The 14526-nt window shown below is 48.9% G+C and carries 13 protein-coding genes and 1 pseudogene; 3 read left to right on the top strand and 11 right to left on the bottom strand.

Annotated elements, in window-relative coordinates:
* Positions 1 to 56: 56 nt before the first annotated feature.
* The 5 genes from JNUCC31_RS07340 to JNUCC31_RS07360 all read right to left on the bottom strand — a co-directional run bounded on the left by JNUCC31_RS07340 (position 57) and on the right by JNUCC31_RS07360 (position 6097).
* Positions 57 to 593, bottom strand: a complete 537-nt coding sequence (locus JNUCC31_RS07340; RefSeq protein WP_192270094.1) for an NfeD family membrane protein — start codon at positions 591 to 593, stop codon at positions 57 to 59.
* Between the two features lie 264 nt (positions 594 to 857).
* Positions 858 to 2021: an iron-containing alcohol dehydrogenase gene (locus JNUCC31_RS07345; protein ID WP_062324974.1), complete on the bottom strand. Its 1164-nt coding sequence runs from the start codon at positions 2019 to 2021 to the stop codon at positions 858 to 860.
* A 289-nt stretch (positions 2022 to 2310) separates the two neighbouring features.
* Positions 2311 to 3909, bottom strand: a complete 1599-nt coding sequence (locus JNUCC31_RS07350; protein ID WP_192270095.1) for a UDP-glucose--hexose-1-phosphate uridylyltransferase — start codon at positions 3907 to 3909, stop codon at positions 2311 to 2313.
* A 15-nt stretch (positions 3910 to 3924) separates the two neighbouring features.
* Positions 3925 to 4914 (bottom strand): UDP-glucose 4-epimerase GalE, encoded by a 990-nt coding sequence (gene galE / locus JNUCC31_RS07355; RefSeq protein ID WP_192270097.1) that lies wholly within the window; start codon positions 4912 to 4914, stop codon positions 3925 to 3927.
* A 1-nt stretch (position 4915) separates the two neighbouring features.
* Entirely contained in the window at positions 4916 to 6097 is a 1182-nt protein-coding gene (locus tag JNUCC31_RS07360) for a galactokinase (protein ID WP_192270099.1), read from the bottom strand.
* A 156-nt stretch (positions 6098 to 6253) separates the two neighbouring features.
* Here JNUCC31_RS07360 and JNUCC31_RS07365 point away from each other — a divergent pair, with 156 nt between their 5' ends.
* The gene (locus JNUCC31_RS07365; protein WP_416234377.1) at positions 6254 to 7216 is read left to right on the top strand and encodes an AraC family transcriptional regulator; all 963 of its coding nucleotides are present in this window, start codon (positions 6254 to 6256) and stop codon (positions 7214 to 7216) included.
* Positions 7217 to 7358: 142 nt separating this feature from the next.
* Here the strand turns inward: JNUCC31_RS07365 and mgrA are convergent, their stop codons facing one another.
* The 6 genes from mgrA to JNUCC31_RS07395 all read right to left on the bottom strand — a co-directional run bounded on the left by mgrA (position 7359) and on the right by JNUCC31_RS07395 (position 12639).
* A complete protein-coding gene (gene mgrA / locus JNUCC31_RS07370) occupies positions 7359 to 8366 on the bottom strand; it encodes an L-glyceraldehyde 3-phosphate reductase (RefSeq protein ID WP_192272845.1) in 1008 nt (335 codons plus the stop codon).
* A gap of 89 nt (positions 8367 to 8455) precedes the next feature.
* Positions 8456 to 9196: an NAD-dependent protein deacylase gene (locus JNUCC31_RS07375; RefSeq protein WP_192270119.1), complete on the bottom strand. Its 741-nt coding sequence runs from the start codon at positions 9194 to 9196 to the stop codon at positions 8456 to 8458.
* Between the two features lie 43 nt (positions 9197 to 9239).
* Entirely contained in the window at positions 9240 to 10004 is a 765-nt protein-coding gene (locus tag JNUCC31_RS07380; protein WP_192270121.1) for an HAD family hydrolase, read from the bottom strand.
* Between the two features lie 61 nt (positions 10005 to 10065).
* Positions 10066 to 10830 carry an alpha/beta fold hydrolase gene (locus JNUCC31_RS07385; RefSeq protein WP_192270123.1) on the bottom strand — a complete coding sequence of 255 codons (765 nt, stop codon included), beginning with the start codon at positions 10828 to 10830 and terminating at the stop codon, positions 10066 to 10068.
* A 91-nt stretch (positions 10831 to 10921) separates the two neighbouring features.
* Complete coding sequence (locus JNUCC31_RS07390; RefSeq protein ID WP_192270125.1) at positions 10922 to 11587, bottom strand: bifunctional 2-keto-4-hydroxyglutarate aldolase/2-keto-3-deoxy-6-phosphogluconate aldolase; 666 nt, start codon at positions 11585 to 11587, stop codon at positions 10922 to 10924.
* Positions 11588 to 11673: 86 nt separating this feature from the next.
* On the bottom strand, positions 11674 to 12639 hold the full coding sequence (locus tag JNUCC31_RS07395; protein ID WP_192270127.1) for a sugar kinase: 966 nt from the start codon (positions 12637 to 12639) through the stop codon (positions 11674 to 11676).
* Positions 12640 to 12861: 222 nt separating this feature from the next.
* Here JNUCC31_RS07395 and JNUCC31_RS07400 point away from each other — a divergent pair, with 222 nt between their 5' ends.
* Both JNUCC31_RS07400 and JNUCC31_RS07405 read left to right on the top strand, forming a co-directional pair.
* Positions 12862 to 13914 (top strand): acyltransferase family protein, encoded by a 1053-nt coding sequence (locus tag JNUCC31_RS07400; protein ID WP_192270129.1) that lies wholly within the window; start codon positions 12862 to 12864, stop codon positions 13912 to 13914.
* Positions 13915 to 14023: 109 nt separating this feature from the next.
* Positions 14024 to 14272: pseudogene (locus JNUCC31_RS07405) on the top strand (KGG domain-containing protein); the annotation flags it as partial.
* Positions 14273 to 14526 lie beyond the last annotated feature (254 nt).

Here is a 14526-nt window from a genome sequence, read left to right on the forward strand (position 1 = left end):
CACATCTCTCCCCTTATTCATTCATGAGTGCTTAAACTGCTTACTGTTAAACTTTCTTAAACATCTTTAAGTACATCTTCATCCCATTCCGATACACGCAGTACACCTTCGGTTACATCCACCACTACAACACGCGCTCCCGCCGCAATGGGACGATGTTCAAAGCTGGATGCGATATGAACCGTATTACCAGAAGCAATTTTGATCATGACTTCACCAAACCCTTTTTCCGGCACGGGAATGGTGATCTCACCAATTTTCCCAGACAGCTCTTTCATTGAAAATGCAATGGAGACATCACTGTTACGCATCGGCTTGATATAAGCAAAGAATACCAGCATGGCTGCAGCTATACCTATAAGCAGGGATAGTATCAGTGCCGACATGGCAGTCATAGAGCTGTAACGTGTCAGCATAATGCCAGCCCCGCCAAACGTTGTAATGGAACCGGCAAGCACAACGGGTTTGAAAAAATCAAGGCCAGGCAATTCAAAGGCCCCGTCCAGCAAACCGTCAATCAAGTCACCTAGCACAAGGCTGACGACCGCAAATATCGCACCTCCGATTAGACACCCCCAATAGATGGACTCCATATCCCGTTCCTCCTCTCTTCTGCCGCAATTCCATACTCACTGGGCATTCCTCATGTAAATAAATACGTAGCAAATGTCAAAATGTTTCAAAATGTTTCCTCTAATGTATTCTCAGCCCGATAATGGTTATTTTCCATACATTCTTCACTTATTGCTTCGTTTTTCTTTATCTTGTGCGATCATGCCACGCGTAAAAAAAACCGCAGGTTTCCCGGAAAGGAAACCTGCGGTTCAAAGACAGGATAAATCTCAATGTACTTGATGTTACAGCGAAGCTTTGTAGATGGATACGACATCTTCACGTTGCAGTTTTTTGAAGTTACCGAATGGGCCGAACAGCATCGCTTTGTCTGCCATGACGTCGATTTGGCTGTCATCGATATCGTAGTCAGCCAAACGGTTAGGTGCACCAATGGATGTCCAGAACCGGCTCAACGCTTCAATGCCTTCCTCTGCAATCTGTTTGTCCGATTTGCCTTCAGGGTTCACTTCAAACACATTGATCGCCAGACGTTTGAACCGATCCACATTTACATCCAGGTTATGTTTCATCCAGTGCGGGAACAGGATCGCCAGTCCTCCACCATGCGGAATGTCGTACACAGCGGATACCGCGTGCTCGATGTTGTGTGTCGCCCAGTCCCCTGCAAGACCCATGTTCAGCACGCCATTCAATGCCATCGTTCCGCAGTACAGAATCGTTTCGCGCAGCTCATAGTTCTCTAAGTCTTCGACCAGACGAGGTGCTGCATCCATGACGGTGCGCAAAATCGTCTCACAGAACCCGAGTTGAACCGGTGTGTTGGCATCCAAATGGAAGTAATGCTCCAATACATGGGACATCATATCCACCATACCGTATACCGTTTGGTCCAGAGGAACGGTATATGTATTTACCGGATCAAGAATGGAGAATGCTGGGAACGAATACGCGCTGCCCCAGCCCAATTTCTCTTGAGTATCCTGGTTGGTGATCACCGAACCCGAGTTCATTTCTGAACCCGTTGCAGCCATTGTCAAAACGGTACCAAGTGGAAGAGCGTCTTGCGCAACGGCTTTGCGCTGAGCAAAGTCCCACATGTCGCCATCATACTTCGCACCTACAGCAATCGCTTTGGAACAGTCCAGTACACTGCCGCCGCCTACAGCGAGGATCAGGTCGATGTTGTTCGTTTTGCAGAGGTCTACCCCTTTATGCACAGTCGAAAGACGCGGGTTCGGTTCAACACCCGCCAGTTCTGTAACTTCTGCTCCGGCTTCCTTGAGCAATCCGATCACCTGATCGTACAAACCGCTGCGTTTGATACTGCCCCCACCATATACAAGCAGAACCCGTTTGCCGTATTTCGGTACTTCGGTTTTTAGTGCTTCCAGCTGACCTTTACCGAATATCAATCGGGTTGGATTATAAAATTGAAATGATCTCATATCTATGTCGCCTCCAATGGAGTTTAGAATTTTTTAGTGCAACTCCAATTATAGTACCCCGATTATATAAAAACAAATCGATAGCCACTCACTTTATATCAACCCGTCGATTTGTAAATGGGGACGGAACATCCTACTGCACGAATACTCTGCCATACAAAATGATGCCAGCTCAGGCTAAAGTGATAATACAGCGACCGACTTATCCACAACTACGATTCAATTTCACCTGTCAAAACAAACCAAAACACCAGCCCAAAAACGGGCTGGTGTTCGTTGTTATACATGTTTATTCCGTGTATCCCATGCTGCTTACAAAACGACGGAAGGCTTGTCGTCCTGATTCATCATATTTGTAGACGCCCGCATGCTCCAGAATCTCGGCGAATTTCAAGCCGACTTCCTGTTGTACAAGGGCTACGGCTTGTTCCTTCGTCAGGTTGGGACTGAAACGTTCGATCATTTCTTCCGCCCAGCCCAGATGCTTGTTCAACACATGATCGGAAGCTGTGGCTGCCTCGGCAAGTTTGGTATCTCCAGCGAGAATATCCGCGATGCCGTCCAGTTCCTCTTTCAAACGACCTGGCAGGATGGCAAGCCCCATCACTTCGATGAGCCCAATGTTCTCCTTCTTCAGATGATGCATTTCGCGGTGCGGATGGAAAATCCCTTCGGGATGCTCATCATTCGTGCGATTGTTCCGCAGAACGAGGTCCATCTCATATCCACCATCTGCACTGCGACGAACGATCGGGGTTACCGTGTTGTGCGGAACCCGCTCTCCGTCCACTTCACTGAATGCCTCGATCTCCACAGCAGCATCACTATAGACCTTCCACGCTTCATAAACGGCATTACCCGCTTCGAGCAACTCTGCCGGATCATGTGAAGCCAGTCGCATTACGGACATCGGCCATTTCACGAGACTAAGCGTAAGCCCCGGCGAACCTGCATGGCGGAATACCGCCTCTGGCTTCGCATTTTGAATGGCAAAGGTGTGACGTCCACCCTGGAAATGGTCATGGGTCAGGATGGAGCCGCCAACGATCGGCAGATCGGCATTGGAGCCGATAAAGTAATGCGGATACTCCCCCACGAAGGCCAGCAGCCTGCGGAGTGTGTCCTTGGTCAATTTCATCGGCACATGATCGTGATGGAAAATAATGCAGTGCTCGTTGTAGTACACATACGGCGAGTATTGGAAGAACCAGGGTTCACCGTTTAATTCCAGCGGAATCACACGCAGGTTTTGACGAGCCGGGTGGTTAACCCGACCGGCATAACCCACATTTTCACGACACAGTTGGCATTTCGGATACACCGGAGGTGGAAGCAGTTTCGCCATCGCGATTTCCTTGGGACTTTTCTCCGGCTTGGACAAGTTAATAGTAATCTCCATGTCGCCATAAGCGGTATCCTGTGTCCAGTACACATTCTTGGAGATACGATCCATTCGAATATAGTTAGAGTGAATCGAAAGCTCATAGAATTGGGAAGTAGCCGCCTCAATGCCTTCTGTCTGCTCCGTATGACGGAAGGCCCGCACTACCTCGGATGGACGGGCCATCAATTGACCCATAATTTTCGCATCAAGCAAATCACGATACGTATCGGTATTTTCAGGGATAAGTCCAATTTCAAATCCATAATCAATCAGTGTATCCAGCAACGGTTGTGGTCCGTCCAAAACCGTCTCGTTCAATACTCCTGCATACGGCTCGGAGAACCCGAACTGTTCCAGCAGCAGATTACGGCTGTAATCCCGATCTGCTTCTTCAATCAGCTTGTTCTGCAAGGCAAATGCTACCAGACGTTCAATGGCATGCAGTGCTTCCTGCTGCTCCGGTGTCCGCTCTGTGGCACCTGCTGCAATATGAGTCTGTGACATATGATTGTTCGCCTCCTAGTTTTTTCCGTAGCCGTCAGGGTGAGACTGGTGCCAGCTCCATGCGCTTTGAACAACATCCTCAAGATTCGTCCATTTCGGGTTCCAGCCCAGTACAGATCTTGCTTTGGCAGACGAAGCCACCAACACAGCCGGATCACCCGCACGACGTGGTTCCTGTACAACCGGGATTTCAAGGCCGGTTACTTTCTTCGCTGTCTCGATAACCTGCTTCACGGAGAAGCCTTGACCGTTACCCAGGTTGAACACGTTGCTGTTCTCGCCTTTGCGGAGATAATCTACAGCCCGCAGATGTGCATCCGCCAGATCACTTACGTGGATGTAATCACGTACACAGGTTCCGTCTTCCGTCGCATAGTCGTCACCGAACACAGCGATGTGAGGACGTTGTTTTAACGCCGTTTGCAGCACAAGTGGAATGAGATGGCTCTCTGGCTGATGATCTTCACCGATTTTACCGCTGTCATGGGCTCCGGCTGCATTGAAGTAACGCAGGGAGACGTATTTGATTTCCTGTACTTTATCGAACCAGGACATCATGCGCTCCATCATCAGCTTGGTTTCGCCGTATACGTTCGTAGGCTCTGTCCGGTCGCTCTCTTCAATCGGCACTTTCTCCGGCTCACCGTAAGTGGCAGCTGTAGAAGAGAAGACAATGCGACGTACATTTGCTGCATTCATCGCTTCCAACAGGCACAGTGTGCCAAACACGTTGTTGTCATAGTATTTCACGGGATCTTTCATACTCTCGCCAACCAGCGAGTTGGCTGCAAAGTGGATGACTGCATCGATGGAATTCTCCGCGAACAGCTTCGCCAGAAGTTCCTTGTCACGCAGGTCCCCTTCATACAATTTTCCGCCTAGCAAAGCTTCACGATGCCCTGTCTGCAAGTTATCCAGGACAACTACCTCTTCCCCACGTTCCAACAAAGCCGCTACCGTATGAGAACCAATATATCCTGCTCCACCTGTCACCAAAATTGCCATCTTACTTCGCCTCCTTCAATTCTTTAACACCGTCGCCTACTCCACACACATAAAAATCGCCCTTGAGACTGGTACGCACTTCATACGCTGCGCCCACTTCGCTGACAAAACGCTCTACATCATCTTCATGCACAAGTGATACGGTACAACCGCCAAATCCCGCTCCGGTCATGCGTGCACCAAGTGTTCCCGGAATTCGCTGTGCTTCCTCCACCATCACGTCCAGCTCTTCGCAGCTCACTTCATAGAGATAACGAAGGGATTCATGAGAAGCATTCATCAGCTTGCCGAAGGTTTCCAGATCGTTATCACGCAGTGCATCCACCGATGCAAGTACACGTGCATTCTCTTCCACCACGTGCTGGGCACGCTGTCTTACCTTCTCATCCTTGATGTGATCCTGCAGTGTGACGAATTGTTCTGGTGTCAATTGCGCCAGATAATTCAGTGCAGGCAGTTGTTCTTTCAAGATCGAAAGTGCCTGCTCACATTGGGAGCGACGCTCGTTGTATGCCGAGTCCACCAAACCGCGGCGTTTGTTCGTGTTGCCAATGACCAGCTTGTAGGCGCCGGTACGGAATGGAACTTTTTCATACTCAAGGGTGTCGCACATTAGCAGGATTGCATGATCCTCTGCGCCATTGGCTACAGCAAACTGATCCATGATTCCGCAGTTGACGCCAACGAATTCGTTTTCCGCCTTCTGGGACAGCAGTGCCAGTTGCACCGTATCAATATCCTTAACACCTTCGAGCGACTGGATCGCATACCCGGTAAGAACCTCCAGCGATGCAGAAGAGGAAAGTCCTGCGCCGTTCGGAATTTCTCCGTGGTAGAGGAAGTCATAACCTTTGGATACCTTAACACCTTTGCCTTGCAGTTCTACCATGACGCCGACCGGATAATCCGTCCATTCCCCTGTTTTCTCACTGCCAATGGAAGAAGTGTCCAGCGTCCCTTCATAGGACATATTGGTGGAAGCCAACTGCAACTTGTTGTCCTCACGCTCACGGATAATCAAAGTGGTACCGAATTCAAGCGCTGCCGGAAGCACGTATCCACCGTTATAGTCGATATGCTCACCGATCAGATTCACCCGCCCAGGGGCATGGAATACACGGATGTTCGCTCCACTCTCTCCGTACTTGTCAATAAACTTTTGTTTCAATTCATTTATGTTCATTGCTGCTGCACCCCATCTCATGGTTGTTGGTTTTCTTAATGTTATTATACAAGAAAGCGGTCACCCTTGAAATGAAGCCATGTGTGTTCCATATGGATAAATGTGACCTTAAGGCGTATAATGAATGGACCATCAAGGAATGAAAGGAATATCATCATGACTGAACAACGTATGGAAGGTACAGCAGATCACCCAATAAAAAACAATCCGGAAACCTCGGGCAAAAGTGGAGCACTCAGTTACTCGGTTGCCTCCAATCCGGTTTATTATGAAAAAGGGGCATTGCATGTCCTCTTTGCAGGCGCAAGCCAGACACTTCCCGGTCACGCCCTCGGACCGAAGCTATACGATTATTATCTTTTGCACTATGTAGAAAAAGGAGCCGGTACGTTCCGCACGGAACTGCATTCCTACGAACTATCCGCAGGAGACTGTTTCCTCATTCAACCGGGCCAGCTTGTAAGCTACCAATCCCATGCCCGTCATCCCTGGCAATACCGCTGGATGGCCTTTACCGGAAGCCAAGCTGCGCAGCATACGGAAGAAGCGGGATTCCGGCCAGAGAAATCCGTATTTCATGCCGGACCATCCTGCGGAATTTCGGATTGGTTATCCGTGATGCAGGCAGCTTTTGCCGAGCGAAAAGAAAGTTCTCATTTTACATCACTGGGTACGTTATATATGATTCTAGCTGAAGCACAAAATCACCTTTCTCAGGGCCAAACCTTAATACCGGGTGAATCTTCAATACGACGAACTGTGAAACAGATGATCCAATACATGTCTACCCAATATGCCTACCCTGTCTCGATCGAGCAAATGTCAGCGAGTCTTGGCTATAACCGTGCGTATTTGTCCCGCATTTTCAAACAGGAAACAGGCCTTTCCCCCGTCACCTACCTGCTTAAACTGCGGATTGACAAATCACGCCAGTTGCTGCGGGAACGTCCCGATCTGTCCATTGAACAGGTATCCGCTTCTGTCGGACTGCCGGATGCACTCTATTTCTCGAAACAGTTCAAACGATTTCACGGTGAAGCTCCCAGTCTGTACCGGGAGAACATTCTTGCCAGGCCGCAAACGCAAGGGGCACGCAAAGTCCCCCCAAACAATCGATGATCCCTCATACCGAAAAAGGAAACTCACTTTCTTACATATAGATAAGAAACGATAAAAAGGTGCATCCCGCCAATATGGCTAAGATGCACCTTTTAAACTTTATTTATTTGAGTTCTTTAGTAGATGATGAAAATGGGGACCATTATTTATCCACAGGTTCCGGACTCAGAATCGATTCGATGCGTTCCAGTTCCTCTGTGGAGAATTCCAACTGGCTGAGAGCAGCCACATTCTCTTCGATCTGAGCAGGACGACTTGCACCGATCAGTGCAGAAGTTACGCGTCCATTACGCAGTACCCAAGCGAGAGCAAACTGGGCCAGACTCTGGCCGCGTGCCGCTGCAATCTGGTTGAGTGCACGAACTTTTCGCAGTGTCTCTGGCGAGATGTTGTTCTCATTCAGAAAGACGGAAGGCCCCTTGGCACGTGAATCTTCTGGAATCCCGTTCAGGTATTTGTTGGTCAGAATACCCTGGGCCAATGGACAGAAGGCGATGCTGCCTGTTCCATACTCATCGAGCACGTCCTGTAACCCATCTTCAATCCAGCGATCCAGCATCGAATATTTGGGTTGATGAATCAGCAAAGGTGTCCCCAGTCCCTTGAGAATTTCCGCTGCCTGCTTCGTTTGTTCTGCAGGATAGTTGGAAATCCCCACATATAGGGCTTTACCGGAACGAACAATATGATCCAATGCCATCATCGTTTCTTCCAGAGGTGTTTCGGGATCATAACGATGGGAGTAAAAGATATCCACATAATCAAGGCCCATGCGTTTTAAACTCTGGTTTAGACTGGAAACGAGATTTTTGCGGGAACCCCACTCCCCATAAGGTCCGGGCCACATATAATAACCGGCTTTGGTGGAGATGATGAGTTCATCCCGGTATGGCTTCAGATCCTGTGCCAGCACCTGACCGAATAACTGCTCTGCCGATCCTGCCGGCGGGCCATAATTGTTGGCAAGGTCAAAATGCGTGATGCCCAGATCAAACGAACGGGTAATCATGCTTCGGCCGTTCTCCGCGTTATTAATGCCGCCAAAATTATGCCATAACCCGAGTGAAATTGCTGGCAGTTTCAATCCTGAACGTCCAACACGGTTGTATTTCATTGTTTCATAGCGTGCTTCGCTGGCTACGTAGACCATCATGAATCCCTTCTTTCCCCAGGTTCCGCCTCTTGTACCCGGCCCGTATGCCGGAGAAAGCGGTCATTCAGACAAACGTTCACTTCCATTTAACCAAGAAGCTGGTCCACCTTATTCATTACCTCACCGATCGGATCTGTAATCAGCAAATCAGCCTGCCGGTCGTAAGCTGTAGGTGTAGCATTAAGCAAGACTGTATGTTTCCCCTGAAAATACGTAATTAATTGTGCAGCAGGATACACGGTAAGTGAGGTACCTCCGACCAACAACAAATCTGCTGCAGACAGGACGTCCACCGAACGATATAATATCGTCTGGTCGAGCTCCTCTTCATACAACACGACATCCGGCTTAATCACACCACCACATGCAGTGCAACGAGGAACCTTGTCTTTTGCCGTAATAATATCATTAAGCGTATAGAACCTTTTGCAATCCATACAAGCGTTTCGATGAATGGAACCATGAAGCTCCAGGACATTGCTGCTGCCAGCCTTCTGGTGCAACCCGTCGATATTTTGGGTGATGACCGCCTGAAGTCTTCCTTCCTGCTCCAATCTGGCAAGCAAATGGTGGCAGCCGTTAGGCACCGCATCGGGATGAAGCATTTTACCTCGATAAAAATCATAAAAAATATCAGCATGCTGGTCAAAAAAATGTCTGCTGAGCAGCTCTTCCGGCGGATAGGGTGAATGCTGCTCTGTCTGGTACAAGCCAGCGGCAGAGCGGAAGTCGGGAATCCCGCTCTCCGTTGAAGTTCCGGCCCCTCCAAAAAAAACAATGTTGGAACTTTCCTGAATCCAGGCAGCCAGTTGTTCCGCTCCGTTCATCCTCTCTCCTCCTTTTATGAGATCAGCCCTGTGATCACCGTTCTCAGGTGACCTTCAGCTCATGATAATTCTGAATGATAACATCGGCGTCATGTAAATAGTCACTTCCCTTGACTAATGGACAGAAACCAATCCTATAAGACACCCCCGCGTTCCGTCCCATCTGCATATCTCCATTACTGTCACCGATCACGACAGCCTCCCTAGGATGAATATGTAATTCACGGCAAGCCAGAACTGCAGCCTCTCCATCCGGTTTCCCCCGGCTTACCCGATCACTGCCTACGATTGATGTAAAATAGGATCGGATTCCCATCCAATCCATATGCTCTTCCGCAGCAATTGTGCTGTCCGAAGTAACCACTGCCAGCGGAATACATGCCTCTCGACAGTTCTGCAAAAAGGCTATAAGTCCAGGCATCGGTTCGGCCCTTTTTCGCTGTCTCACCTCATGCATGGCTACACTGGAAAGATGGCGGATCGTAGTGATTGCTTCATTCCATGGCATACCCGCTGCGTACAACTGTCCAGCAAGCAGTCCGTTGCTCTCGTCCACCGTGGCAATCGCCAAAGGTCCCAGAAGGTCATATCCGATAAGATGGCCCCCACGATCTCGTACCGTACCCAGAACTTGCTCACGCTCCACCGTGAACGAGGCCCCCAGCTCTGTCAGTTTTGATTCCAACTGATTCAGCAAAGACTCTGCCCACGGGCCCCACAGTTGCAGGAAATCGAGCAGCGTGCCATCCTTATCAAATAGAATGCCTGCACACGGTACTTGCTTACCACGAATGTGGAGCTTGGTCATTCATATCCCCCCAGTTGCCCGGTCAGTTATTGATAGGTGCCCTTAAAACGTTGACAGGCGTTTACTTGATTGTGTTCAGCCAGCCTTGAATCGTCTTCACTGTCTGGGAGAGCTGCTCCTCCCCACTGACTCCAGCTTCGCCATCCCCACTCTGGTGACCATAATCCCCAAATTGGGAGTGATTCCCGCCTTCAATAGTGTAATACACCGTATCTTCCGGCAAGTATGCACGGCCACTCTGGTACTTCGTTGCATTCACAACTTCATCATTGGTACCCAGAATTGACAAGGCTGGAATTCCCAATGACTTCACACTGCCTTTTTCATCGGGATAGGATGCAAGGAAAAAGATGCCCTGAAGTGCATCCGGGTGGGCAGCGGCATAACGTGCAGCCATTGATCCACCAAGTGAATGTCCTCCCATAACAAACGGCTCATCAGGATAGGCTTTAAAAATCTCATCTGCCAAATTCTGCTTCAGCACAGCCAGATTTACTGGCATCTTGGCAATAATGGTATGGTGCCCGGCTGCTGCCAGCTCATGAGCAAGTGGTGCATAACTTTCAGGCTTAACCAATCCGCCTGGATAGAATATAACACTGGGTCCCACAGGTTTGTCTGGCATAAAATCAATCCAGTTTTCTTTCTCTTCCACAGTCACCTGATTGGCTGTTCCCATGGCAGTCTGAGCCATCTCCTGTGGTCCGTAAGGGGTAAACAGCTTCCAGGCAACAAATCCACACCCAATGACAATGAGCGCCAAAAGAACGAGCAGGAATTTCCCGATGCCCCTCTTCTTGCGCCCTGTATTATATCGATTTCTCAACGTTCATCACCTTCCACACTTCCGCAGGTGCCGCGGCTTGCAGAACGGGAGCCTTCATTCCTGAGGCTCCCCCCTCTCCAAAATTTCATGGCTATTCGGCCTTGGCCTTGCGGTAAGCATCCATGTATTGTTCCGCTTTGCGGCGGACATAGCTCAAGTCCCCCGTCTTCACAGCTTCCGTTGTCAGGTCCGAACCGATACCTACGGCAACCGCGCCTCCCTTGATCCAGTCACCCAGATTAGACAAGGATACTCCGCCGGTAGGCATAAAATTCGCTTGCGGCATAGGTCCCTTCATCGTTTTGATAATGGAAGGATCGTAGAGATTGCCAGGGAACAGCTTCACAATATCCACGCCAAGTTCCAGTGCACGTTGCACATCCGCAATGGTCATCACGCCTGGCAATATCGGAATACGGTACAGGTTGCAGATTTTCACCGTGTCCGGATTCAAGGAAGGACCTACAACAAACTCGGCACCAGACATGATCGCAGCGCGAGCTGTTTGAGGTTCAAGCACGGTCCCCGCTCCAATAATGGCAAATTTCTCTGGATCTTGTGTGTTCCAATGGTATACACGGCTTAGCTTCTCGATGGCTTTGAGTGCACTGGGCACTGTCATGGTAATCTCAATAACCTTGATGCCGCCCGCGATGGCTTGCTCGGCCATGGCGATCACCTGGTCAGCAGAATCTGCACGCAGAACCGCAACGACCCCATTATCCGTTATTTTTTGCAGCAGCTGAAGCTTCTTCATTCCATTCTCTCCCTTGTCAATGTGGTTGTGTATTACAAGCCTTACATTCATGAACGAAGATGAGACATATATGATATCAGCAGCGACTAGCGCTCAACATGTGCTACATTGTTCAGCTTGGCCTCGACCTGCTCCCATGTCGGAAGCGCCTCCCAATCGCCAACAGCCTGTATAACCATGGAACCGGTCAAATTCCCGAGCCGGGTCGCTTCCTGAGGAGAATAACCTTTGATAAGGCCGGACAAAAAGCCAGCACAGAATCCATCTCCTGCCCCTACCGTATCCAGGACATGATCCGCCTTGAAGTACGGAACTTCCGTTAGGGTACCATTCACCAATACGTAGGTCAAATCAGGGCCGCCCTTCACGATACAGACCGCATTCATGGCGGATAAACGCTCAAGCACTTTTTGAACATTATCTTCATTATACAGAAGTTTCATCTCGTCCAGACCCGGCAAGAAATAGTCTGCCTGCTCAGCCAGACGCAACAGGACAGGACGCGCTTCTTCAACTGACCACAGTTTAAGACGCAGATTGGGATCAAAACTCACTTTCACACCAGCCTGTTTGGCTATATGTATAGCAGCTTCAACCGTAGCAAGTCCCGATGCGCTGATTGCTGCAGTAATGCCTGTAACATGAAGGATTTGCGCACCCGCAATATAATCCGCATCAAGGTCTTCAGGAGTGATTGCACTTGCAGCGGATAGCTTCCTATAATAATGTACCGAGGCTTTCCCGGAAGCGTTCTCACGAATCATCAGACCCGTGGGCTCCTTCTCACTTATCCTAGCTCGTGATACATCTACACCTTCACCGCGAATCGCCTTCATGATCATGTTCCCCATCGGATCATTACCCAGACGTCCAAACCAGCCGCTGGTATGCCCCAGACGGGATACACCAATCGCCAGATTACTTTCTGCGCCCCCAAATGACTTGTCTAATGTCGCCGCATATTCAAGACCTCTTGTATCCTTGGCTGTCAGCAAACCCATGCTTTCACCAAACGTAACAATTTCAGGGCTTTGGCGGGTATTCGTCGACATGACTTCTTCCCTCCTTATATTTACAATTCCTCATCTTCTTTATCCATTGTCATCCTCTATGCAACCGTTGTCAATCCCGGGGCGTTCATTTTGTTGTCACAGCTTTGAGAAAGGATAGCGCTTTCCTATGTGAATTATATCACAATGAAACACACACATTCATATTACCCTTAGTACAGATACAAACGGCCCTTGCCAAAGGGTCAACAGGGGGGCTACACCATGACCAAGCCGACAATCATTCGGGAAGATCAGGATTCTTTTTTTTACAATCTTCGCTTTATGCTTATTGTCTGTGTTCTTGTGGGCAATGCACTGGAACCGCTTATTACACGTTTTGCAGGAGCTGAAGCTCTGTTCCTGTGGATATATACGTTTCACATGCCGCTGTTTGTATGGGTGACCGGCTACTTTGCCAGACACTCAGTTCAAGGTGCACCCGGACGCAATGTGCTTAAACAAATTGCAGTTCAATACGTTCTTTTTCAAACCTTATATGCATTAATGGATTATACGGTGTTCCACACACCCCATATGCGCTTGTCTTTTTTTGCTCCCTACTTGTTGCTGTGGTTTTTGGCCAGTCACTTCTGTTGGAGACTGCTGCTCCGTCTTACGCTATCCTGGAAACCGATGTATCGGTTGATGACCTCCATCCTGCTTGGAGTTATCGCCGGGTACTTGCCAATTGACGGATTCTGGCTTAGTTTCAGCCGGACCTTTGTTTTCCTGCCGTTCTTCATGATTGGTTATGATTACGGGGGAGTGATTCGTTCACGTTTGCAATCAGGCTTGGCCCGCAATATGGCAGCTGCTTTATCTGCTGGACTACTCATTTGGATTGCTTTTGGAGGACTGGGAATTTCCGCTGGCTGGTTAACGGGCAATATGACTTACGCAGAGCTTGGTCGTCATGAGTGGTATGCCGGAATCTATCGACTTGGGGTCTACACACTGGAAATGGGATCAGGTGCATTATTTCTCGCCTGGGTTCCTTCTCTGACATCCAAACTGACAGATATGGGACGACGCACCCTTTACGTTTTCCTGCTCCATGGATTTCTTGTTCGTCTTACGGTCTGGTCGGGAGTCTACAATAATATGGAGACCAGCTTATACATTCCGGTGATTGTATGCATTGCGTTAATGTTTGCTATAACACTTGCTCATCCAGTGGTCCGTCATGCCTTTCGGCCTCTTATCGAACCCGATGTTTCCCGCTTTCACTTCAATCGCCAAGGGGGATTGAAACGTTCAGCGCCCTGGTTCAGATAAGCTGAGGCTCTCTTTTCTCCATCGAAACCGACTTGTTTCAGGCTGGAAATTACGTGGTAAGTAGCATTACGCGCTACAACAAACAACTTATGATACGGAGTGATTTGTAATGGCACGTCCACAAACGTCTGAACGCAAAATGAGTCGCGAGGAAGCAGGCAGATTGGGTGGCAAGGCTACATCCAAAAATCATGATCGAAGCTTCTACCAGATGATAGGGAAAAAAGGTGGAGAAGCTACTTCAGATGCACATGATTCCCATTTCTATAAGGAAATTGGACGCAAGGGCGGAGAAGCCACTTCCGAAACTCATAATAAGGAATTCTATCGGGAGATCGGACGTAAAGGCGGTAGCAGTTAATATGTCCTGATGCACAATGTGTTGAATTAAACCCGGGGCTTCATTCCACTAATGGAATGAAGCTTCTTTCTATTGATTGTAGAAATATGACGACGGTTGTGATAGACTCTATAGAAAAACCGGGTTGTTCACGGGTTTAAAGCACCAAAGAACTTCACAAACTACGGGAAGCTCGAAGCCGGCAATGTCGGTCTATTTTTTAGAGTACGGATGAAAATAAACGACAGATGCACTGCCATTTATATTTCCAT

It is taken from the genome of Paenibacillus sp. JNUCC-31 (genome assembly GCF_014844075.1).
Lineage (GTDB): Bacteria > Bacillota > Bacilli > Paenibacillales > Paenibacillaceae > Paenibacillus.